21 protein-coding genes are annotated in these 20,437 nt (G+C 71.2%); 10 read left to right on the top strand and 11 right to left on the bottom strand.

Annotated features, from left to right (window positions below; genetic code table 11):
- The first annotated feature begins 112 nt into the window (after window positions 1-112).
- Window positions 113-988, top strand: a complete 876-nt coding sequence (locus ACFRFC_RS09695; protein WP_382684299.1) for a hypothetical protein — start codon at window positions 113-115, stop codon at window positions 986-988.
- A gap of 33 nt (window positions 989-1,021) precedes the next feature.
- Here the strand turns inward: ACFRFC_RS09695 and ACFRFC_RS09690 are convergent, their stop codons facing one another.
- A complete protein-coding gene (locus ACFRFC_RS09690; RefSeq protein WP_382684302.1) occupies window positions 1,022-1,816 on the bottom strand; it encodes a pyridoxal 5'-phosphate synthase in 795 nt (264 codons plus the stop codon).
- 46 nt (window positions 1,817-1,862) lie between these two features.
- Window positions 1,863-2,288, bottom strand: coding sequence for a pyridoxamine 5'-phosphate oxidase family protein (locus ACFRFC_RS09685; protein ID WP_382684306.1), 426 nt, complete (start codon window positions 2,286-2,288; stop codon window positions 1,863-1,865).
- A 295-nt stretch (window positions 2,289-2,583) separates the two neighbouring features.
- Between ACFRFC_RS09685 and ACFRFC_RS09680 the strand changes: the two genes are divergently transcribed.
- A complete protein-coding gene (locus tag ACFRFC_RS09680) occupies window positions 2,584-3,072 on the top strand; it encodes a nitroreductase/quinone reductase family protein (protein WP_382684309.1) in 489 nt (162 codons plus the stop codon).
- Window positions 3,073-3,627: 555 nt separating this feature from the next.
- On the opposite strand, the gene ACFRFC_RS09675 is transcribed toward ACFRFC_RS09680, so the two are convergent.
- The gene (locus ACFRFC_RS09675) at window positions 3,628-4,263 is read right to left on the bottom strand and encodes a TetR family transcriptional regulator (protein WP_382684503.1); all 636 of its coding nucleotides are present in this window, start codon (window positions 4,261-4,263) and stop codon (window positions 3,628-3,630) included.
- A 134-nt stretch (window positions 4,264-4,397) separates the two neighbouring features.
- Between ACFRFC_RS09675 and ACFRFC_RS09670 the strand changes: the two genes are divergently transcribed.
- The 3 genes from ACFRFC_RS09670 to ACFRFC_RS09660 all read left to right on the top strand — a co-directional run bounded on the left by ACFRFC_RS09670 (window position 4,398) and on the right by ACFRFC_RS09660 (window position 8,536).
- Window positions 4,398-5,135 carry a VOC family protein gene (locus tag ACFRFC_RS09670; protein ID WP_382684312.1) on the top strand — a complete coding sequence of 246 codons (738 nt, stop codon included), beginning with the start codon at window positions 4,398-4,400 and terminating at the stop codon, window positions 5,133-5,135.
- Between the two features lie 312 nt (window positions 5,136-5,447).
- Window positions 5,448-7,820 carry a PQQ-binding-like beta-propeller repeat protein gene (locus ACFRFC_RS09665; protein ID WP_382684314.1) on the top strand — a complete coding sequence of 791 codons (2,373 nt, stop codon included), beginning with the start codon at window positions 5,448-5,450 and terminating at the stop codon, window positions 7,818-7,820.
- 233 nt (window positions 7,821-8,053) lie between these two features.
- On the top strand, window positions 8,054-8,536 hold the full coding sequence (locus ACFRFC_RS09660) for a hypothetical protein (RefSeq protein ID WP_382684317.1): 483 nt from the start codon (window positions 8,054-8,056) through the stop codon (window positions 8,534-8,536).
- 130 nt (window positions 8,537-8,666) lie between these two features.
- Here ACFRFC_RS09660 and ACFRFC_RS09655 read toward each other — a convergent pair whose 3' ends face one another.
- The 4 genes from ACFRFC_RS09655 to ACFRFC_RS09640 form a co-directional block, all read right to left on the bottom strand.
- Window positions 8,667-8,792 (bottom strand): hypothetical protein, encoded by a 126-nt coding sequence (locus tag ACFRFC_RS09655; protein ID WP_382684320.1) that lies wholly within the window; start codon window positions 8,790-8,792, stop codon window positions 8,667-8,669.
- 342 nt (window positions 8,793-9,134) lie between these two features.
- The gene (locus tag ACFRFC_RS09650) at window positions 9,135-9,329 is read right to left on the bottom strand and encodes a hypothetical protein (RefSeq protein ID WP_382684323.1); all 195 of its coding nucleotides are present in this window, start codon (window positions 9,327-9,329) and stop codon (window positions 9,135-9,137) included.
- Between the two features lie 219 nt (window positions 9,330-9,548).
- Window positions 9,549-12,554, bottom strand: coding sequence for a BTAD domain-containing putative transcriptional regulator (locus tag ACFRFC_RS09645; RefSeq protein ID WP_382684325.1), 3,006 nt, complete (start codon window positions 12,552-12,554; stop codon window positions 9,549-9,551).
- A gap of 229 nt (window positions 12,555-12,783) precedes the next feature.
- Window positions 12,784-13,200, bottom strand: coding sequence for a nitroreductase/quinone reductase family protein (locus ACFRFC_RS09640; RefSeq protein WP_382684326.1), 417 nt, complete (start codon window positions 13,198-13,200; stop codon window positions 12,784-12,786).
- Between the two features lie 135 nt (window positions 13,201-13,335).
- Between ACFRFC_RS09640 and ACFRFC_RS09635 the strand changes: the two genes are divergently transcribed.
- A complete protein-coding gene (locus ACFRFC_RS09635; RefSeq protein WP_382684328.1) occupies window positions 13,336-14,169 on the top strand; it encodes an endonuclease/exonuclease/phosphatase family protein in 834 nt (277 codons plus the stop codon).
- A 24-nt stretch (window positions 14,170-14,193) separates the two neighbouring features.
- Here the strand turns inward: ACFRFC_RS09635 and tgmC are convergent, their stop codons facing one another.
- Genes tgmC through tgmA form a run of 3 tightly spaced genes read right to left on the bottom strand, consistent with a single transcriptional unit; the run spans window position 14,194 to window position 16,546 of the window.
- A complete protein-coding gene (tgmC, locus tag ACFRFC_RS09630) occupies window positions 14,194-15,327 on the bottom strand; it encodes an ATP-grasp peptide maturase system methyltransferase (RefSeq protein ID WP_382684330.1) in 1,134 nt (377 codons plus the stop codon).
- Complete coding sequence (gene tgmB, locus ACFRFC_RS09625) at window positions 15,324-16,268, bottom strand: ATP-grasp ribosomal peptide maturase (protein ID WP_382684332.1); 945 nt, start codon at window positions 16,266-16,268, stop codon at window positions 15,324-15,326. Before tgmB ends, tgmC begins: the two co-directional genes overlap by 4 nt.
- A 23-nt stretch (window positions 16,269-16,291) precedes the next feature.
- Window positions 16,292-16,546, bottom strand: coding sequence for a putative ATP-grasp-modified RiPP (gene tgmA, locus ACFRFC_RS09620; protein WP_382684334.1), 255 nt, complete (start codon window positions 16,544-16,546; stop codon window positions 16,292-16,294).
- Window positions 16,547-16,993: 447 nt separating this feature from the next.
- On the opposite strand from tgmA, the gene ACFRFC_RS09615 reads away from it, so the two are divergent.
- Window positions 16,994-17,734, top strand: a complete 741-nt coding sequence (locus ACFRFC_RS09615) for an alpha/beta hydrolase (protein ID WP_382684336.1) — start codon at window positions 16,994-16,996, stop codon at window positions 17,732-17,734.
- Between the two features lie 319 nt (window positions 17,735-18,053).
- Here the strand turns inward: ACFRFC_RS09615 and ACFRFC_RS09610 are convergent, their stop codons facing one another.
- Entirely contained in the window at window positions 18,054-18,647 is a 594-nt protein-coding gene (locus ACFRFC_RS09610; RefSeq protein WP_382684339.1) for an ATP-binding protein, read from the bottom strand.
- A 394-nt stretch (window positions 18,648-19,041) separates the two neighbouring features.
- Here ACFRFC_RS09610 and ACFRFC_RS09605 point away from each other — a divergent pair, with 394 nt between their 5' ends.
- The 3 genes from ACFRFC_RS09605 to ACFRFC_RS09595 all read left to right on the top strand — a co-directional run bounded on the left by ACFRFC_RS09605 (window position 19,042) and on the right by ACFRFC_RS09595 (window position 20,401).
- Window positions 19,042-19,914 carry a helix-turn-helix transcriptional regulator gene (locus ACFRFC_RS09605; protein ID WP_382684342.1) on the top strand — a complete coding sequence of 291 codons (873 nt, stop codon included), beginning with the start codon at window positions 19,042-19,044 and terminating at the stop codon, window positions 19,912-19,914.
- A complete protein-coding gene (locus ACFRFC_RS09600) occupies window positions 19,911-20,117 on the top strand; it encodes a DUF397 domain-containing protein (RefSeq protein ID WP_382684345.1) in 207 nt (68 codons plus the stop codon). Before ACFRFC_RS09605 ends, ACFRFC_RS09600 begins: the two co-directional genes overlap by 4 nt.
- Window positions 20,118-20,194: 77 nt before the next feature.
- Entirely contained in the window at window positions 20,195-20,401 is a 207-nt protein-coding gene (locus ACFRFC_RS09595) for a DUF397 domain-containing protein (protein WP_383112603.1), read from the top strand.
- Window positions 20,402-20,437: the final 36 nt, after the last annotated feature.

Genomic DNA, 20,437 nt, shown 5'->3' with positions numbered 1-20,437 from the left:
CCTGTGTGGTCGGGGCGTTGTGGAAGGAGCGGGCTGGTCGGCCTGTGCGGTAGGTCGTCGGCGGCTGGGCCGTGCCCGCGTGCCAGGACGCACAGCTGAAGGGTGACGACTTGTGAGCGACGAATACAACTCCGATCTGGCCTATGGATCGCCCTCCTCCGATTCCTCCGACGGGTCCTATCGAGGCCAGGTCGAAGGCGTTGTCTTTCTGGCCGCTGAGCACACCAAGAAGATGGATAAGATCGCCGGCTACGTGGAAAATGTGCGGGCCCGGGTGCCCGAATTCCAGGCGGCTCTCGAAAGCGCCGGCGAACTCATCGTACGGTTCGGCACCCATGAAAAGGGTGGCGCTGCGCAGTGGAACGGGGAGACGCGCAAGGTAACCATCAATCCGGACCACAAGGATGTCAAAGGAAAGGAGAACGAGAGCCGGTTGATGGGGACCGCCGTGTTCGAACTCCTCAATGCCGCGGCCGACGGCAAACGTCAGGAGTGGGAGCAGTGGGCGCTGTCGGGCCAGGTCGAGGAGTGGGCCGCGGCGGCGGGGACGCCGGCGGCGCGGTACTTCGGGTATCAGATGGAGATGATCGAGTTCGAGAACATCCAGCTGCACGGGCAGATCATGCAGAGCCTCGGGAGGGAGAACTCGCGGGCGAACTTTCTCGCCCACCTGCCTCGGGACCCCGATGCCTACTATGCGCTCCAGTGCCAGCCCGCGCGGCCCGGTCGCGCACCGCACGTCCATGCCTACGAATTTCGCTACAGCTACCTCGTGGCACCCGCCCCCTACCAGAGCGAAGCCGGGCCTTCCGGGGATCAGAATGCCGCTCTCGCCCAGGCGACCCAGAATTTCTCTCCCACGCGGGGAAGCGGCCGACAGCGCGAATCCAAGCAGGAGGGCGCGTCCCGGAGCGAGGGCGGCAGTTCTTCCCACAAGCAGGGGCGCAAGAGCCGTGGACACGGACATGGACATGGACATGGACGATGACGACCATGGGGTGGTTTTCGCCTCGGTGGATTCCTACGGCCACAGCAGCTGCCTGCTCCAGCCCTCCCCGCGCTCCCCGGCTCGCTGCGGGTCCCGCTCCCTCCGGTACCGCAGCCGTACGTGTCTGCGCTCCGCGTCGCCCTGGAAGAACTCCACCTCGTCCGGCCGGAGTCGGTAGAGGGTCCAGGTCGGGGCCGGGGCGGCGGGGGACGACTCGGCGAGCGCCCAGGACTCCTGCGACCTGCGCTCCAGGTCCGCCAGGGACGGCAGGATCTCGCTCTGGTGGCCCGTCAGCGCCGCCGCCAGCGCGCCCGTCGAGCGGGCGTGCAGGTCGGTCCGGCTCTCCTCCGGGGGCGCCGGTGTCACCGGGCCCCGGACCCGGACCTGGCGGCCCAGCACCGGCCAGTAGAAGCCGAGCGCCGCGTACGGGGTGACGGCCAGGTCCTGGCCCTTGCGGCTGGTCGAGTGGGTCGCGAAGGACCAGCCGTCCGCATCGGCGCCGTGCAGCATCACCGTACGGACGTCGGGACGGCCCCGGTCGTCCACCGTGGCCAGCGACAGGGTGTGCGGCTCCGGCTGGCCCGCCCCCACCGCCTCCGCGAACCAGGTCGCGAAGAGCGGGAGGGGGGCCGCCGGGGCGGTGTCCGGGGTGAACGGGAGCAGGGTGGTCAGCTTCGGGTCCCACACCCGCAGGGACTTCAGCAGCTCCTGGAGATCCGGTGCTGATTCCGGTGCTGATTCCGGTGCTGCTTCCGGTTCTGACTCCGGTGCTGCTTCTGTTTCTGGGGCTGGTTTCAGTGCTGGGGTCGGTTCTGGTTCCTGTTTCATGGGGCGATACTCCTATGCCCCCGCCCGCTCACCCCGTCGCCCTGCCTCAGATCGCGCCGAGGTCCGACGACACCCACCGCTCCGGGCGCATCGTGAGGACGACCATCTCTCCGTGGTTCTTCCACGAGAAGTCGACGTACTCCTCCACCTTCTCGGGCCGCAGGTAGCGGGCCGAGACCTCGCGGAGGTCCTCGATCGTGGCCGCCTTCGTCTCCACGACCGGGCCCTCCACCGAGACATAGCGGACCGTCGGGTCCGTCTGGTCGACCAGTAGCGAGAAGCGGCCCGCCGCGCTGATCAGCTCGTTCTTCCGGGAGGTGAGGCCGGTCAGGACCCAGATGTCACCGCCCGGCGTGTACTGGTACCAGATCGGCACGGTCAGCGGAGCGCGCCCCGCCCCTGCGTCCACCGCCAGCGCTGCGATGTGGGGTTGTGCCAGGAACTGCTCACGCTCTTCGCGGCTCAGGGCCATGTGCGGATCGCCTCCAACGGCTCACTCTGCTGAAAGGGGTCATCGGGTCATCGGGTCGTCGCGAGTCACTGTCTTGTGGGTCACTGTCTTGTGGGTCACAACGGTGTGTGGCCATCCAGTGTTCCGCCGCGAGTCCGGTCGGGTGAGTGAAACTCCCCGACACCCAGCGGGATCGGTTTCAGGTGGGAGCACGTTGCCCATCTCTTCTTCGAGCGGGTCGCCGGTGACCAGTCGCTCTGCGGGCCCGTGAACCCGGCGCGGAACGGGCCGGACTCTTCGAAGGACAGGTGGCGGTATGACGGGCATCGCGGTACGGGCCGTGCGGAGGGTGGCGTCCAGTCGGGGGTTCGCGCGGGTGGCGCCGTACGTGCTGCCCGCCGTGGACCGGGGTGTGCACCGGGTCACCCGTGGCAGGGTCATGCTCAGCGGGCTGCTGCTGCCGAGCCTCATCCTCACCGCCAAGGGGGCGCGCAGCGGGCTGGAGCGGCGGACGCCGCTGGTCTGTATGCCGGAGGGGGGCGCCGGGGCGGGTGGGGGTGGGTGGCTGCTCGTCGGGTCCAACTACGGGCGGCCCGATCATCCCGCCTGGACCGGCAATCTGCGGGCGCATCCGGATGCCGTGATCAACTGGCGCGGTACCGACATCCCGGTCACCGCGCGGCTTCTCACCGGGGCGGAGCGGGTCGTGGCCTGGCGGGCGCTGGTGGCGTTCTGGCCGCCGTATGCCTCGTATCAGGGGTGGGTGGAGCGGGAGCTTCGGGTGTTTCGGCTGGTGCGGCGGTGAGTGCGGCGGTGAGTGGGGCGGTGAGTGGGGCTCAAGTCTCTGCCGCCTGGCTGAGTGGGTGCTTGACGGTGGCGTATGGCTTCTTGCCCAGGGGCTTCGCGTGCCGTTCCTCGATGGCTCGTCGAAGCGGTGGTCGGACTCGTCCGGTGCGTTCAGCTGGGCCAAGTGTGAGGGTGGGCTCGCCCGGATGCAGCAGGACGGTGTGATCGTCAGTGACTGCGCCGCGGTGGTGGTGGTGGAGGGGCTGGGGGCGGCCGCGGGTGGGGGGTGGTTGCTCGCGCAGTTCCCCGCGCCCCTGAAAGACGCGGCGATGCCCCGACCGGCACCTGTGTCTGGCCTCCGGCACCCGAGGGAACGGCCCTGCGTCTGGCCTCCGGCGCCCACGGGAAAGTGCCCTGCGTCTGACCACCGGGACCTAAAGGGGAATCCCCCTGCGTCTGGCCTCTGGGCCCCAAGGGAAAGTCCCCTGCGTACGGCCACCGGGCCCCAAGGGAAAGTCCCCTGCGCGGACACCGTCGTCCACGAGAACGACCCCGTCTCCGACCCGGCCGGAGGCTACCTCGTGGGTTTTCTTCCGGTGATGCCCAGGTGGACCAACAGGGCCAGGTTCGGCTTGAGTTCGGCCTGTTTTACTCCCCAGGACTGGAAGCCCTTCTGGTGGGAGGCGACCGCCGCGAGCATGGCGACGATCGCGCCCGCGATGGCGGCCGGGTTTACGTCCTTGTCGACCCGGCCCTTGGCCTTCAGCTCGGCGACGGCGTCGGTCAGGGAGCTGTTCACGGAGTTGAGGATCTTCATACGGAGTTTGTAGAAGCGTTTGTCGCCCTCGGCCGCGCCCAGATCGATCACCCGCAGGATCGCGTCGTTCCGGCGCCAGAACTCCAGGAATCCGTCCACGAGTTCCTGCGCGGTCTGCCACCCCGCTTTGCCGACCCACGAGCGGCCCGCGAGCAATTCGGTCAATCCGGCGCCCTCGGCGGCCATTTGCTCGGCGATCTCCAGGACGGCGCCTTCGACGTCCGGGAAGTACTGGTAGAACGTCGCGGGCGAAGTGCCCGCCTTCCGGGCGACATCGATGACTTTGACGTCCCGGTACGGGGAGGAGCTGAGCATCTCGCTGAGGCAGTCGAGCAGCTTCTGCCGGGTCGCCTGCCCACGCCGGCCGGCCACGCGGCCGTCGACGGTACGCACTTGTCCTGTCATGCCGTCAGCTTACCGACGGGTGATCGGAGCGCGATTCGGCCGACTGCAAATGGGGTGCATGGGGGTGCGGAGCGGGCTATTCCTGGTGGGCGGGGTGCCTGGGTCGCCGTTAGTTTGGCGGTATGGCCGAAAACAGTGGATCCGCGCACCCAGAGGCGTACCCCGAGGGCGTCCCGTGCTGGGTGGACGCCCAGCTGCCCGACGTGGCGGCGGGCCGGCGCTTCTACGGTGGGCTTTTCGGGTGGTCCTTCGAGGAGCGGGCGGACGGTTCGGGGGTGTGGGCCCGGCTGGACGGGGAGCCCGTCGCCGGGCTGGGACGCAAGGCGGACGGGCGGATGCCCACCGTGTGGACGGTCTTCTTCGCCACCCCGGACGTGGCCGCGCTGGGCTGGCGGATCCGGGACGCCGGCGGCCAGCTGGTCTCCGCGCCGCTGGCGGCCGGGCGGCTGGGCACCGGGGCGTTGGTCGCCGACCCTGAGGGCGCCGTTTTCGGGCTGTGGCAGGCCGGCAGCCACCAGGGGTTCGGCAAGCGGCACGAACCGGGGACGTTCGCATGGGTCGAGCTGTACGCCCGCGATCCCGGGTCCGCCGACGCCTTCTACAGCGGGCTGTTCGCCGACGCCCTGTTCGCCGCCGACGCCGAGCCCGACTTCGGGCGGGCGGCGGTCGCCGATGTCTTCGCCGAGGGCATGCCGCCGCATTTCCTGGTCCACTTCCGGGTGCCGGACTGCGCGGCGGGCCTGGAGCGGGTGACCCGGCTGGGCGGCCGGGTGCAGGCCGAGCCGTTCGTGACCTCGTACGGAACCGTGGGCATCGTCACCGACGACCAAGGGGCGTTCTTCGCGCTGCTGGAGCGCTGACCGTCGGCTGCTGATTGAGTGCTGACCGTTGGCAGCCGGGGTGCTGACCGTCGGCTGCTGGAGCGCTGACCTCCGGATTTGCCGTTCCGGCCCGCGCCTGAGCAGCCGGGAGGCCCGGAGAATCGGCCGTTCTTCCTCCCCTCATATCGATAAAAGGCCGGAGACACCCCGATTTGTCACCGGGTTCGCAACCTGGGCGCCGGACAGGAAGAATCGGGGTGCGTGCCGCCATGGCGGTGCGGTGGTGAGACGCTGCACTTCGGTCGCGTCCAGTTGTGGGTGACGCGGCTCGTACGGGGAGGTGGCAGGCAAGTGGTGGATCAGCTGACGCAGCACGATCCGCGGCGGATCGGTCCGTTCGAGGTGCTGGGACGGCTGGGCGCGGGGGGCATGGGGCTGGTCTATCTCGCGCGCTCGGCGTCCGGGCGCCGCGTGGCGATCAAGACGGTGCGCACCGAACTCGCCGAGGACCAGCTCTTCCGGGTCCGTTTCACGCGCGAGGTCGAGGCGGCCCGCGCGGTGTCCGGCTTCTACACGGCCGCCGTGGTCGACGCCGACCCCCGGGCCGCGGTGCCCTGGCTGGCGACCGCGTACGTACCCGCGCCCTCGCTGGAAGAGATAGTGAACGACTGCGGGCCGATGCCCGCCCAGGCGGTCCGCTGGCTGGCCGCCGGGGTCGCCGAGGCCCTCCAGTCCATCCATGGCGCCGGGCTGGTGCACCGGGACCTGAAGCCGTCCAATGTGCTGGTCGTGGAGGACGGGCCCCGGGTGATCGACTTCGGGATCGCCTCCGGTGTCTCGAACACCCGTCTGACCATGACGAACGTCGCCGTCGGCACCCCCGCCTACATGTCCCCCGAGCAGGCCAAGGACTCCCGTTCCGTCACCGGGGCCAGCGATGTCTTCTCCCTCGGCTCCACCCTCGTCTTCGCCGCCACCGGCCACCCGCCCTTCCACGGCGCCAACCCGGTCGAGACGGTCTTCATGCTGCTGCGCGAGGGCCCGGACCTGGAGGGCCTGCCCGGGGAACTGCGCCCGCTGATCGAGTCCCTCATGCAGATGGAGGCCACGGCCCGGCCCAGCCCCGCCGACCTCCAGGCCCAGCTGGCGCCCCATCTGTTCGGCTCCGGCTCCGACGACAGCGGTACGGCCTCGGCCTGGCTGCCCGAGAAGGCGGTCACCCTGATCGAGACCCGGCGCGGTGGCCGCCCCGCCGTCAGACCCGCCCCGCACGGCGGACGCAGCGCCGGGGGCCGCCCCCCGGGTCCGCCACCGGTCCCGCCCGTGCCCTCCCACGCGCCGCCCGTCCCGCCCCACCCGCCCGTGCCCGGCCCCGCCGGTGCCCCCGACGCCGGGCCGGTGCGGCTCGCCGGGGCCGCCGTACCCATCGGGCCCGGCCCCCGGGTCGCCGACGCCCGCGCCGCCGCCGTCAAGGCGCCCCCGCCCGAGGCCGGCCTGGTCGCCTCCTGGGCCCGCCCCGGCGGCAACGGCGCCCTGTCCGCCGTACCGTCCGCACCGCCCGCGCCCACCGCCGCGCCGACCGATCCCGCCGGTGGCGGCTGGCGGCCCTGGCGGTTCCGGATGTCCAACGACGTCTGGGGCACCCCGGCCGTCGACGGCGACCTCGTCTACGTCACCTCCTTCGAGGTGCACGCCCTGGACGTGGCGACCGGGCGGCGCCGCTTCAAGACCCGGGACGTGGCCTGGTCCATGTCCGTCGCCGACGGCCGCGTCCACGCCTCCGACGGGCCCACGCTCTTCGCCCTCGACGCCCGCACCGGCACCGACCTGTGGCGGCTCCAGACCGAGGCGTGGGTGTACTCCCTCAAGGCCGACCGGGGCACCGTCCTCACCGGCACCCGCGGCGGCGGCGTCCAGGCCTGGGAGGCGTCCACCGGGCAGAAGCTGTGGGAGCTGGCCGGCGCCCAGACCGACTTCGAGTCCCCGGAGGCCGGCCCCGCCCTGCACGAGGGCACCGCCTATGTCTGGCAGGACGCCCGGCTGCGCGCCCTCGACGCCCGCACCGGCGACGAGCGCTGGTCGTACCCGATCGGCGACGCGGCCTCCTGCGGCGGCGTCCCGGTCCGGATCACCCACGCCACCGACGGCTTCGTGTACCTCTCCGCGGGCACCCGGGTGCTGGCCGTCGACGTGGCGGGCGGCCATGTGAAGTGGCACTTCGAGGCCCCCGCCGTCTTCCTCTCCCCGCCCGCCTTCGCCCCCGGCCCCGCCGTCACCGGCGGCGGTGTCTACCTCGCCGACTACCTCGGCACGGTGTACGCGCTCGACGCCGCCGACGGCCGCGACCGCTGGCGCATCGCCACCGAGTCGCGCGCCTCGGTCGAACCCGTCCTGGTCGCCGCCGGACACGTCCACGTCGGCAGCGGCACCGGCCTCTACACCCTGGACGCCGTCACCGGTACGCCCAAATGGCGCTTCCAGGCGGGCGGCGACATCGTCGGCGCCCCCTCGGTCGCCGAGGGCCGCATCCACTTCGGCTCCACCGACCACCTGCTCTACACCCTCAAGGCCGACGACGGCCGGCTGCGCTGGAAGCTCGCCACCGGCGGCGAGATCACCGGCTCCCCGGTGGTGCGCGACGGCATCGTGTACGCGTGCAGCAAGGACCGCTGCGTCTACGCCCTGGACGCCGAGAAGGGCACGGGGACCGCCCGGACGGCCTGAGAGGCGAGTACGTACGGAGGTGCGTCCCCAGGGCTCCGGCGAGGAGCGCGGGGCGGCCGTCGTACCGGGCTCGGAAGGGGTGCCGGACGGCCCTCGTCACCGGGAGTCGAGCGGTCGTCATCGCTCCCATGGCGAACGCTGCGCCCTGTCCGCACGACCCGCGTGTGCGGCCACTCGTACGCCTATAGGGTGCTCACATGTTCGCACGGGGGCAGTTTCTCAAGTTAACAGCGGTGTCGGTGCTCGTGATGCTGACGCTGACGGGGTTCTCGAACAAGACCGGGGGCACGAGCGGCAAGAGCGGCAGCGGCGGGTGCAGTAACTCCAGCCAGGACCATGACAGTTCCTCCTCGTCCAGCGGGGGCACCACGGGTTCCACGACCGGCTCCACGACCGGCTCCACGACCGGCGGTGCCACCTCGGGCGGTTCCACCGTGCTCAGGGACGGAGCGGCCGTCGTGGTGACCTGCGCGAGCGACAAGTGGCCACACGCGACCATCAACGTGACGAACCCGAACGCCAGCGAGGCCGCGTTCGACGTCGAGGTCCGCTTCCGGGACGCGGCGGGCGAGGAACTCGACCTCGGCGAGGAGACCATCACCGTGTCCGGCGAGTCGTCGAAGAGTGTGTCGGTGTCCGTCGGGGCCTCCTACGCCTCCCGGGTCGATGACTGTGTGCTCGTCGATTCCAGCCCCGACGCGATACGGATGGACTGACCCGCTCACCGCACCCGGAACCCTCGGCCCGCCGCCCGCCGAACAGCTCGGCCCCACCAGCCGGGCGCGCACAGCAGGACGGGGCCGATCCCCCGGGTTCGGCCCCGTCAGTCCGGTCGTGCCGGACGCGCTACCGCGCCGTGGTGATGGGCCTCGGGCCCGGCATGCTGTTGTCCGCGAGCGCAGGGCCCGCCGCGACGGCGGTGACGCCCAGCACCAGGGCGAACGTGGCGAGGATCTTCTGGGTGAGGCTCACTTCGGCTCCTTCGGAGCGGTGGGTTGGAGCGGTGGGTTGAAGCGGTGGGTTGGAGCGGTGGATTGGAGCGGTGGGTTGGAGCAGGGAGTTGGAACAGGGAGTTGGAACAGGACACTTGCCGCGGGGAGTTGCGGACGGCGATGACGCTAGCGACGAGGGGCCGGTGAGGCGAGGAGCGAGACGCGGTCCCGCCATGATTCGGCCGGGACGCGCCCCTTGACACCCCCCCCCGCGGCCCGCCCCCCCTCGACACCCCGTCCCCATCCCCCGTCCCCCATCCCCGTCCCGGCCGCGGCGGCGCCCCCTCCGCCCCCCCGGGGCCGTCCCCGCCGAGGTGGTGGTCTACTTCCCGTCGCGCGTCAGGTCCAGGTTGGCCGGCGGGGACGGGTACTGGTTGTCCTTGATGACCGGCGGTTCCTCCGCCTTGGCCGGCGACGGCAGTTGCTGGTCCGTCGTGGCGGTCGCCCCGTCCACCGCCACGGGCGGAACGGGCACCTGGGTGTTCTCGGGCGTGATGGTGGTCTGCTGCTCGCTCATCGATTCGTACTCCTCTGCAAGAACGAGGGCAAAGGGACGAACGTCCGCCCGGAAACTCCCCCGAGGGCCGCCGGACGGACGTTCGGAGCCGCACCTGTGACGCGCGTCGGCTCCCCGTCAAGCCGCCTGCCCCCCGACGCGGCGGCGTGACTGATACGAGGATGTCGGGGCGCGATAAACGAATGCTGAACGCCCGTACGGACGTGGTGAACGGCCTGTTCAGGCCGCTGCCGTCGGCGTGAGCAGGGCCCGCACGTCGGCGGCCTCCGCCACCCCGTTCTCCTCGAACAGCCGCAGCGCCTCCCGCCAGCAGACCTGGGCGCGGTCCAGCTCGCCGAGGGAGGCGAGGGCACGCCCCAGGAGGGTGTGGACCCTGCCGCGTATCCGGTCGCCGCCGATGCAGCCGAGGGCCAGGGACTGCTCGGCGTGCTGGGCGGCCTGCGCTGGACGCCGGGCGGCCAGGTGCGTCTGGGCGATCCGGAAATGGGTGGTGCCCGCCCACAGACGCTGGCGGTGGTGGACGAAGATGGTCACGGCGTCGCCGAACTGGGCGAGCGCGTCCGGGGTCCGGCCCGCCTTGGCCAGCGCCATCCCCAGCGCGTAGTGCCCGTTGGCGAGCCGCATGGTCCGGCCGAGCCCGGACATCACGGCGAGCCCGGACCGGGCGATCTCCACGGCCCTGGCGACATCGTCCAGCGCCAGATGCGCCCGGGACAGGTTGAACAGTGTCGTGGCCTCCCCGGCCCGGTTGTCCCACCCCCGGTAGCCACGGATCGCCTCCTCGAAGAAGACCTCGGCCTCCCGGAACCGCCCCTCGTGCATCGCGGTCAGCCCGCGGTCGTTCGCCGCCCAGCTGGCCGCGGCGGGATCCTGGGCCTGTACCGCCCGTTCCATGGCGAGCCGCGCCTGTTCGGCGGCCTGCTGGATCCGGCCGGAGACCAGCAGCGCGTTGGTGAGCGTGGTGCGCGCCCGGCCCTCCGCCCGTGGATCCCCGGCGGCCCGCGCGGCCTCGCACGCGGCGACGGCCGCCGCCTCGTACTGACGGGCGTTGGCCCCCGACTCGGCCAGGTCCTTGGCCGCCCACAGCAGATCGACCCCGCGCCGCAGCCGGTCCGTTGTGACCGCCTGCCGGACAGCGGCGAGCAGGCACTCGCCCTCGGTGTACAGCCAGTCCAGGGCGGCGTTGGCCGAGGCGAAGCACAGCCCGTCGTACGCGGTGGGTTCGAGGTGGTCCATCAGCCGGTCGCCGGGCCGCTCCATGGCGTAGATCCGCGCCGCCGTCGCCAGATAGAAGTCCAGCGCCCGCGACATCGCCCGCTCCCGCTCGCCGGGCGGCTGCTCGCCCCGCTCGGCGCAGTCCCGCGCGTACAGCCGTACGAGATCGTGGAAGCGGTAGCGGGCCGGGGCCGCCGACTCCAGGAGGGACGTGTCCACCAGGGACTCCAGGAGGTCCTCGGTGTCCTCGGGCGGCAGGTCCAGGAGGGCCGCCGCGGCGGCCAGCGAGATATCGGGGCCGTCGGCCAGGCCCAGCAGGCAGAAGGCGCGGGCCTGGGCCGGTTCGAGCTGGCCGTAGCCGAGTTCGAAGGTGGCCTTCACCGCCAGGTCGCCCGCCCGGAGTTCGTCCAGGCGGCGGCGCTCGTCCGCGAGCTTGGCCGCGAGGACCGAGACCGTCCAGGTGCGGCGGGCCGCGAGCCGGCACGCGGCGATCCGGATCGCCAGCGGCAGGAAACCGCACGCCCCCACCACGTCCAGCGCGGCCTCCCGCTCCGAGCGGACCCGCTCCTCGCCCACGATCTTCGTGAACAGGGCGAGGGCCTCCTCGGGGGACATCACATCCAGGTCCACCAGATGCGCGCCCGCCAGATCCACCATCCGCACCCGGGAGGTGACCAGCGCCGCACAGCCCTCCGTGCCCGGCAGCAGCGGTCTGACCTGCGCCGCGTCCCGCGCGTTGTCCAGCAGCACCAGCACCCGCCGCCCGTCGAGGACCGAGCGGTACAGCGCCGCCCGCTCCTCCAGGGTGTCCGGGATCGCCGCGTCCTGTGTGCCGAGCGCGCGCAGAAAGGCGCCCAGCACCGCCTCGGGCTCGGCGGCTCGCGGTCCCGCGCCCTGGAGGTCGATGTACAACTGCCCGTCCGGGAAGACCGCCCGCGACCGGTGCGCCACATGCACCGCCAGCGTCGTCTTGCCCACCCCGCCGATCCCGGCGACCGCCGACAGCGCCATCACCCGGCCCTCCGCCGCGCCGAGCACCTGGCTCAGTTCCTGTACGAAGCCGGCCCGGCCGGTGAAGTCCGGCACCGTCGCCGGGAGTTGCGCCGGGCGCACCGGGGCGGTCGCCGGACCGGCCACCGGCGCCGACGGCTCCGCGAGCGCCGGGTCGGCGCGCAGGATCCGCTCCTGCAACTCCCGTAGCCCGGCGCGCGGATCGACGCCCAGTTCCTCGCGCAGCAGGCGGCGCGTGTCCGCGTACACCGCGAGGGCCTCCGCCTGCCGTCCGCTGCGGTACAGCGCCAGCATCAGCAGCTCGCGCAGCCGCTCGCGCAGGGGGTGGGCGGCGGTGAGCGCGGTCAGTTCGGAGACCGCTTCCGCGTGGCAGCCCTGCTCCAGGTCCATGTCGAGGCGGGATTCCAGCAGTTGCAGCCGCCATTCCTCCAGCCGCACCCGCTGGGCGTCCGCGTAGGGTCCCGGCACGCCCGCCAGCGGCTCGCCGTCCCACAGCGCGAGCGCCCGGCCGAGGACGTCCCGAGCATGGAGCAGATCCCCGGCGCCGCGCGCCTTCTCGGCCTGTGCCGCCAGCTCCTGGGCCACCGCCAGGTCCAGGGTGCCCGCGCCGATCCGGCGGATCGCGTAGCCGCCGGACTCACTGACCAGCACCCCCGGATCGAGCACCTTGCGCAGCCGTGAGGCGTAGGTGCGCAGCGCGGCGAGCGCCTGCGAGGGAGGATCCTCGCCCCACAGCGCGTCGATCAGTTCGGCCGCGGTCGCGGTACGGCCCTCGCGCAGCAACAGCGCGGCCAGCAGCGCCCGTTGCTGGGGCGACCCGGTGGCCAGCGCCTCCTCACCCCGCCAGGCCCGCACCGGCCCGAGCACCCCGAACCGCAGCCCGCCGCCGGGTCCGCCCGCGTCGACGGGCCCCTCGGCGCTGTCCCCTCCCCCCGCCGTGCCCGCCTCACCCGTGTCCGGACGCCGCTGTGCCGGCACCCGCGGCGGTACCCCGTCCATCGCCCGTCCCCCTAGACATCCTGAACACCCCTGTCAGTTTGCCTTGCGCCGGGCGGAAACGTCAGGCGTGAGAGACGGCGCTCACAACCCGGCACGCGGTACATCACAAGTCCCTCACATCGTCTTCGCCCCATTTACGACCTCTGCCCCGGCCGGACGGATCACTCGACCGGGAGGTTCCCATGGCTGGAGCCGATCACATGGCCCACGGCGGACCCTCGCCCCGCCCTCACCCCTCCAGATCCACCCGCACCGTGAGCAACGACGCCCCCACCACCCGCACCGCCGCACTGTTCCCCCGAGGCAGCGTCCGCAGACGCGCCACCGGGTCGTCGTCCGGCAGGACATGCGCCGTGCCCGCGTGCCACCGCCCCCGCAGCCGGACCCGGACGCGCGGATCGGCGCGGATGTTACGCACGTACTGGGACCGCTCGCCGAACTCGGAGACGAGCCAGAAGGAGTCCCCGACCCGGCGCCCGCCCACCGGGGTGCGGCGCGGCCGGCCGGAGACCCGGCCCGTGGTCTCCAGCAGGATCTGACCGGGCATCCGGCGAGTGAGCGGATTCACCACCCGGCGCTGAAGGGTGGTGACGGCGCGGAATCTGAGGTCGGCGAGCCGGGACGGAGAAGGCGACGGTTGGGCCATGGCGACGAACTCCTGACGTCGATGTGAATGGTCGGCCACGCGCGGATGGACGTACCGTCCGTCGCATCCCTGTGTACCCACCTCTCTTGCTTCAATGGTCGCCGGTACGGGTGGCTGAGAGCGGGTGGCTGCGGCATGCGGGTCATGACCTGGAATCTGTGGTGGCGGTTCGGGCCCTGGGAGGCCCGCCAGAAGGCGATCCTGGGCGCGTTACGGGACCTGCGCCCGGATGTCGTGGGACTCCAGGAGGTCTGGGACGCCGACGACGGCAACCTCGCCGAATGGCTGGCCGGCGAACTCGGCCTGCACGCCGTCTACGCCCCCTCGCACGCGCCCGAGCGCTGGCAGCGGCGGATCGGTGACCCGGGGGTCGGCATGGGCGTCGCGGTCCTCAGCCGCTGGCCGGTCCTGGAGCGGGCCACGCTGCCCCTGAACGCCCCCGCCGACCTGGACGACGGCCGCCTCGCCCTCTACACGAGGCTCGCGACCCCCTCGTACGAGGTCCCCTTCTTCACCACCCACCTCACCTCCGCGTCGTACGGTTCGGCCGTCCGGGTGGGGCAGGTGACCGCCCTGGCGGAGTTCGTGCGCGCCCACCGGGGGGACACCCCTTTCCCGCCCATCATCACCGGCGATTTCAACGCCTTCCCCGACTCCGACGAGATCCGCCTCTTCGGCGGCCAGGTGACCGCCCCGCCGGTCCCCGGCCAGACCTTCTACGACGCCTGGCAGTACGCCGACCAAGGCGCCCCCTGGGCCACCTGGGACCCGGCGAATCCGTACGTCGCCCCGGGCGGCTACCCACCCGCCCGCGTCGACTACATCCACGTCGGCCCACCCGGCCCCGACGGCCTGGGCCGGGTCCGCGCGGTGCGCCGCGCGGCGGACGGGCCGGTGGAGGGGGTGTGGGCGTCGGACCACGCGGCGGTGGTGGCGGACCTCGCGGGTCCGGGCGAGGCGGACGATTAGGCCGGCCACGGGGGAGGCCGACGTTCAGGTCGGCAGGCGCCAGTGCGGTCCGTCAGGACTGCCGAGCCAGACGATCTGCTCTTCTTCGGTCACGGCCATGCCGAAGGCGGTCTGATCGGGGGCGCCCGCCCGCTGCCATACGGTGATCGCGTCCTCGACCTGGTCCCACAGGCGCAGCGGGCCGTCCTGGTGGACCGTCCATCCGTCGCCATCGGGTTCTGTCCACGCCTGCGAGCCGGTGGCGACGTCGATCAGTACGACGTCGGTGCCGATGTGAACCAGTTCGGCGGAGGGGGCCGCGAGCTGGGCGACGAACAGGGCTGTCCAGTCGTCCAGGAGGTCCGGGGGCACCTGGGTAGGCCGAGCGAAGCCGGGGCGCCGCCACAGCGTGGGCCGGGGCGGGCGTTCGTGGGGCCGGGCGAGCATGTAGGAGATCTGGCCGCCGGTGAACCGGCCACGGGCCACGCCTTCGTCGTCGAGGGTGAGTCGGATGAGGCCGGAGCCGAGCATCCAGCCGCTGAGGGTGGTGACGACGCTTCCTCCATCCTGGAGCTGCCACAGCCAAGGTGGAGGAATGGAACGGACCGCGCACGTCGCGATGATCGTGCCGTACTCCCCGCCCTCGTGATGCCCGTCCAGGCCGTCACCGACGACGAGGTGGGGCGAGTGGCCCGAGGCGGCGAGGTGCTGTGCGGCGGCTGCGGCGACTTCTTTGTCGTACTCGATCGAGTACACGGAGGTATCGCCGAGCCGGTGGCTCAGGATCGCGGTGGAGTAGCCGGTTCCCGTGCCGATCTCCAGGACCTTGTCTCCGTCGTGGAGGTCGGCCAGCTCCAGCATTCCCACGACGAGGGAGGGCAGGGTGCTGGACGAGGTCGGGCGTCCGGGGAATGCCTCCTCGGCACGGTCGGCGGTGATGCCGTCGACCTGGGTGACCCAGGTGGTGTCGGAGTACACCATGCGCAGCCAGGCATCCTCGCCGATGCCCGCGCGGCTGACGGGCTCCCAGCGGGCGCCGTCGGGGCGGAACACCGTGTCGCCGAGGAAGAGTTCCCGGGGGACGTCTTCGACGGCCGCGCGCCATGCCGGGTCGGCCAGGTGGCCTTTCGCAGCCAGGGTTTCGGCGAGGTGGTGGCGGAGGGGGGAAGCGGTCGTCATCGAGGACCTCGGTCCGGTTGCTGAAGCTGGTCGGCGATCGCGTTGACGATCTGGTCGGTGATGGGGTCGGGGAACCACGCGAACTGCCCGTTCGGATTGCACTCGTAGAAGTGCCAGCCACCGGCCTGGTCGAGCCCGAAGTCGAAGGCGCCGAAGGCCAGCCGGAAGTGCGCGAGGTACGCGTGCACGGCTTTCGCGATGTCCGGCGGCGGCTCGATCAAGGAGTAGCGGAGGGCGTCGTAATGGCGGCGCCAGTCGAGGCCGGGAGATCCGTCGATGCGAACGGCGAAGAGTCTGTCGCCGACCGCGGTGAGCCGGACGTCGGCGGTTTTGGCCACCCGCCGCTGGAAGAGGTGCACGGTGGCCGCGACACCGGTGTCCAGGTCGTCCAGGGCGACTTCCTCGACCCACACGGTCAGGCCCCGGCCGCCCTCGTCGGCGTAATTGCTGTTGTAGAGAGGTTTGTAGACGACCGGCCCGTGCTCGCTCGCGAAGTCGCGCGCCGCGGCCGGATCATTTGTCAGCAGTGTCGGCGGTAAGCGGAATCCGCAGTGGGCCGCCGCGGTGAGCTGCGCGGGCTTGTACTCCGCGGCCCGGTTCGCCCATGGGTGATTCACGTAGTGCGACTCGGGGAGAAGGGCCGCGAGAATGCCGCCGAGGCCGTATCTGGCCTGTTCGGCACACCACTGGCTCTCCGCGCTGCCGAGTCCCGGCGGGCCTGCGTACGGCCGGGGGCGGCGCCAGTACACCGAGCGCACATGGTCCAGCGCGAGTGATCTCGTGGTGGTGTCGATCGTGCCGCCCAGCCCGGATTCATCCAGGCCCGCCTTCACCGTGACCTCGCTGGGGAAGTCTCCCGGATCGAGCCTGACCACGGGCACCCGGCGCCGCGCCAGTTCCTCGAGGACGAGGTCGGCGGTGGAGTCGTCCAGGCGGGTCACGACGAGAACGGATGACGACGGGTTCAATCCTGGTCCCCTTCCTGATCGTTGCCTTCGTCGGCGTTGGCTTCGCCGTCCAGAGAGGTCTTCGGTTTCGTCTCCGCGACCGTCTGGCTCCTCTTGTGCCGGTCCAGGGTCGGCGTGCCGTGCTCATCAGACCCGTTCCAGACCGCAGTCTGAGTGTCCGGGTCGAGTACCGCTGTGACCGGGCCCTCCACCACAGCGGGCTTGGGGAATGGCCTCATGCGGGTGAGTCCATAGGGTTTCACCGTTGCCATGACCTTTTGACCTCCGGGTCGTCAGTGGGTGATCAGCTTCGCGGTTCGGCAATCTGCTGGAGTAGAGCAAATTTGGACATATCGGCAGCTGTAGTGGCTGGGTCCTGGTGCAGGGGGCAGCCGTGCTGCAAGTACGCGCGGCGGCCTGGCCGCCGCTAGCAGGTGTCTATGTCGGGTGTGGGTTCGATCGGGCCGATGCGGCTGTGGTTCTGCCGCGCCCGGGGGCTTGTGTCTGCCTGACAGATCGAGCAGCTCCGGCCGGGGGCCTCCGCGAAAACCCGTTGGCGACCCATGGCGGCCGCTGCTACTTTCCCGGAGGCCGTGCGAGAGAGCGAGGAGGTGGTACCCGTGAACGTTGTATCGACATGGGTGCTCCCCTCCGGGGTCACGGTCGGGCGGTAGGTCGTCCGGGAGCGCCGTTCCAGCGCACTCCCGAAAGGCACGACCATGCATTTCACCTCCGAGCAGCGCCATGACGACGGCGTCCTCGAACGTGAACTCACCCTCGGTGAGATTCCCGGCATCCTGTGGACGCCTGGATCCGCATCCGTATCCGCACCGGCGCCGCTGATCCTGCTCAGCCCCCCGCCCCTCGGGCTGCGCAAGATGTACCCCCGACTGGCGGGCCGGGCCCGGCACTCCGCGGCGGACGGTTTCGCCACGGCCACCATCGAACTCCCCGGAAGCGGCGACCGGCCCCGTTGGCCCGCCGCCGAGCAGGCCGTCGCCGACCTGCGCCGGGCGATGGAGGCCGGCGAGCCGGTCAGCGACGAGATCATCGACGCCCTGATCCTTCCCCTGGTCGACAGGGCGGTCCCGGAATGGCAGGCCGCGCTGGACGCCCTTCTGTCGCTGCCCGAGATCGGCGGCCCGGTCGGCTACTCGGGAGGCGTGATCTCCCTCGGCACCCGGCTGGCGGTGGTCGAGCCGCGCATCTCGGCCGCCGTTCTGTTCGCCGGGAGCTTCGTCCCCCGCACCATGTTCGAGGAGGCCCGCCAGGTCACCATTCCGCTGCACGTCCTGCTGCAATGGGACGACGAAGGGAACGACCGCCAGGCGGCCCTCGACCTGTTCGACGCCTTCGGCTCCAAGGAGAAGACCCTCAACGCCAACATGGGCGGGCACACCGGCGTCCCTCAGCACGCGGGGGACGCCGCGGCCAAGTTCTTCACCCGGCACCTGAAGTGAGACCGGGCCGTCAGACCGGCCGCAAACCGTAGCCGCTGTCTGTCGGCCACGACACTGCCCATCGAGACGACAGGCCCTGCCCGATGGCGGGGCCTGTTTCACGCCGGTCGGACAGGTCGGCCCGCCGGGCGGCTCGGTGCGCACGGGGCTCTTTCGCCGGGGGTAAGGGGAGTGGGGGGACGGGCACGGCGGCTTCCTGTCGTGGTCGGCGCGCTCTTCGGGAGCACGGGAGTACGGGAGCCCCGTCCGCGGTGGCGGTAGGCGTGGCCGCCCTCCGACGCCCCGGAAGCCAACCGACCTCCGGGGCGGCGACGTGCCGTCACGGACCGAGCGCCACAAGGCGGCTCGGTCTGCACTCCAACAGCCCCTCAAGCCGGGTCAGTAGCGCGGCATCGGGGCCAACCCGTGACTCCCCGCGAGGATTTAAGACCCGGCCCGGCAACGGCTCCGGGTGGGGCTTCGCCTCAGCCTCCGCGACCTCCACCGGCGGACGCACAAGAGGCATCACCGCGTACACGACCTTGCCGCCCGAGGGGTGGTGGTACGAGTCCCAGCGCTCGCTCAACAGCGTCACCAGGGGCAGGCCGCGCCCGTCCTCGGCATCCGACTCAGGCGTCCGCATCCTGGGCAGGACGCGGCTGGTGTCGTAGACCTCGACCAGCAGCTTCCCACCGGTCATGCGCAGCCGGACCGCCACGAGTGGCAGAGTCTCGCGGTCCCGATACGTCACGCCGGGCTCGATGGTGCCGGTGGCCCGCACGGCGTTGGTCAGCAACTCCGAGGCGATCAGGGTCACGGACTCGCGCATGTGGGCGAGGCCCCAGTCGTCCAGCGCGTTGGCGGCGAACTGCCGCCCGAACGGCACCGCCCTGGATTCGGCCGCGTGTTGGAACCAGTACGTCATCCGGTCCATGTCGCGCTCACCTCCCGGCACCGCGAGCAGGCCGACAGCCTGCGGCGACCGCTGCCGGGCAGCAGACGGTCAAGGACATACGTGATGAGGGTCAAGGGTCGGTCCTTCCAGACGATCCGGGCCACGCCCAAATGCGCGGTCCACCTGCCGCGATGTGCGCACGGCGGTGATGCGGAGCCGCTCCGCGAGCCTTGCGCCCGTTGAGAGCGGCGTCGACTCATAGCGACGGTCCCGTCACGGTGAGTGCCGCGCCGATCCACAGCATGGCCTTGCAGCAGGGTCCTGTGCAACTGGTTCGTATGCATCAGCTGCATTTGGGATGGAGCTTGGCGATCCGGCCCCGCGTGAGCCAGACTCGGCCCTGACCCGCGCATGCGCATGAAGGGATGTGAGCGTGACCGCGAAGCCGCCGACGGTCCGCCGTCGTCGTCTGGCAGCAGAGCTGCGACGGCTGCGGAAAGCCGCCGAGCTGAGCCACGAGGAGGTGACCGAACAGACCGGCATCAGCCGCACGACGCTCTATCGCATCGAGAGCGCCCGCGTGACGCCCCAGCCGCGCACCGTGATCGCGATACTGGACACCTACCGGGTCGGCGACGCTGACCGCAGCGAGATCCTCGAACTCGCCAAGGGAGCAGACACGCCGGGGTGGTTGCGTCCCTACCACTCCGACCTGCGCGAACAACTCACCGCCTACATCGCCTTCGAGGCCGAGGCGTCAGGGGTCCGCAACTATCAGAGCCTGTTCATACCGGGCCTGCTCCAGACCGAGCGGTACGCGCGCGCTGTGATCCCCGGCGTCTGGCCATCGGCTACCACCAAGGACATTGACCAGCACGTACAGGCGCGCATGGAACGCCAAGCGCTGCTGACCAAGGACAACCCCCTCGACTTCACGGTGGTCATCGATGAGGCCGCGCTACGGCGCTGCGTCGGCGGACCCGCCGTCATGGTTGAGCAAATGCAGCGGCTACAAGTGGCCGCCAAGCAGCCGCACATCGGCGTGCAGATCATCCCGTACGCGGTGGGTGCGCACCCCGGGATGCCGGGGAGCTTCAGCCTGCTCAGCTTCCCAGCCGCCGATGCGGACGAGATCGTGTACATCGACGGGATGGCCGGTGATGTCTTCCTCGAATCCGAAGCCGACATCAGCCTGTACACCGACACCTTCAGCGCCCTGCGGGCGCTGGCACTCAGCCCCGACGACTCGCTCAGCCTGATCGCGACAGCGATGCACGACCTGACGCGAGAAGAGGAGACAGCATGAACACCGCCGTCGAACTTGCCGACGCAGCCTGGTTCATAAGCTCATACAGCAGCGGCCAAGGCGAATGCGTGGAGGTCGCGAGCCTGCCAGGCGCGGTCGCCGCCCGAGACAGCAAGAACCCCACCGGCCCGGTCCTGGTGTTTGCGCGGGAGGACTGGGCAGGGTTCATCCGAGGTGTCAGTGCCGACGGGTTCCGCCCGTAGCCCACGCACCCCAGCGCTCCCGCGAATCACCGGTTCGTCAAGACGAGGCCCGAGCAGACTCGACAACTGGAGACAGCGTGAACACTCCCGACTCTCTCGCCAGCGCCCACTGGATCAAGAGCAGCTACAGCAGCGGCGAAGGCCAGTGCGTAGAGGTCGCCGCGGTTGACTGCTCAATCGCCGCCCGAGACAGCAAGAACCCCACCGGCCCGGTCCTGGTGTTTGCGCGGGAGGACTGGGCAGGGTTCATCCGAGGTGTCAGTGCCGACGGGTTCCGCCCGTAGCCCACGCACCCCAGCGCTCCCGCGAATCACCGGTTC

The organism is Streptomyces sp. NPDC056734 (assembly GCF_042790455.1).
GTDB lineage: Bacteria > Actinomycetota > Actinomycetes > Streptomycetales > Streptomycetaceae > Streptomyces.
The sequence above is the reverse complement of the archived record's forward strand: the minus strand, read 5'-3'. Positions and strand labels throughout refer to the sequence as shown.

Excerpts from the sequence above, each read along its gene's own strand:
- ACFRFC_RS09690 (WP_382684302.1), bottom strand. The coding sequence starts at position 1,816 with ATGAAACAGGAACCAGAACCGACCCCAGCACTGAAACCAGCCCCAGAA.
- tgmC (WP_382684330.1), bottom strand. The coding sequence starts at position 15,327 with ATGACGACCGCTTCCCCCCTCCGCCACCACCTCGCCGAAACCCTGGCT.
- ACFRFC_RS09650 (WP_382684323.1), bottom strand. The coding sequence starts at position 9,329 with ATGAGCGAGCAGCAGACCACCATCACGCCCGAGAACACCCAGGTGCCC.
- ACFRFC_RS09685 (WP_382684306.1), bottom strand. The coding sequence starts at position 2,288 with ATGGCCCTGAGCCGCGAAGAGCGTGAGCAGTTCCTGGCACAACCCCAC.
- ACFRFC_RS09600 (WP_382684345.1), top strand. The coding sequence starts at position 19,911 with ATGAACACCGCCGTCGAACTTGCCGACGCAGCCTGGTTCATAAGCTCA.
- ACFRFC_RS09610 (WP_382684339.1), bottom strand. The coding sequence starts at position 18,647 with ATGGACCGGATGACGTACTGGTTCCAACACGCGGCCGAATCCAGGGCG.
- ACFRFC_RS09640 (WP_382684326.1), bottom strand. The coding sequence starts at position 13,200 with ATGGCCCAACCGTCGCCTTCTCCGTCCCGGCTCGCCGACCTCAGATTC.
- ACFRFC_RS09615 (WP_382684336.1), top strand. The coding sequence starts at position 16,994 with ATGCATTTCACCTCCGAGCAGCGCCATGACGACGGCGTCCTCGAACGT.
- ACFRFC_RS09635 (WP_382684328.1), top strand. The coding sequence starts at position 13,336 with ATGCGGGTCATGACCTGGAATCTGTGGTGGCGGTTCGGGCCCTGGGAG.
- ACFRFC_RS09670 (WP_382684312.1), top strand. The coding sequence starts at position 4,398 with ATGGCCGAAAACAGTGGATCCGCGCACCCAGAGGCGTACCCCGAGGGC.
- ACFRFC_RS09680 (WP_382684309.1), top strand. The coding sequence starts at position 2,584 with ATGACGGGCATCGCGGTACGGGCCGTGCGGAGGGTGGCGTCCAGTCGG.
- tgmA (WP_382684334.1), bottom strand. The coding sequence starts at position 16,546 with ATGGCAACGGTGAAACCCTATGGACTCACCCGCATGAGGCCATTCCCC.
- ACFRFC_RS09645 (WP_382684325.1), bottom strand. The coding sequence starts at position 12,554 with ATGGACGGGGTACCGCCGCGGGTGCCGGCACAGCGGCGTCCGGACACG.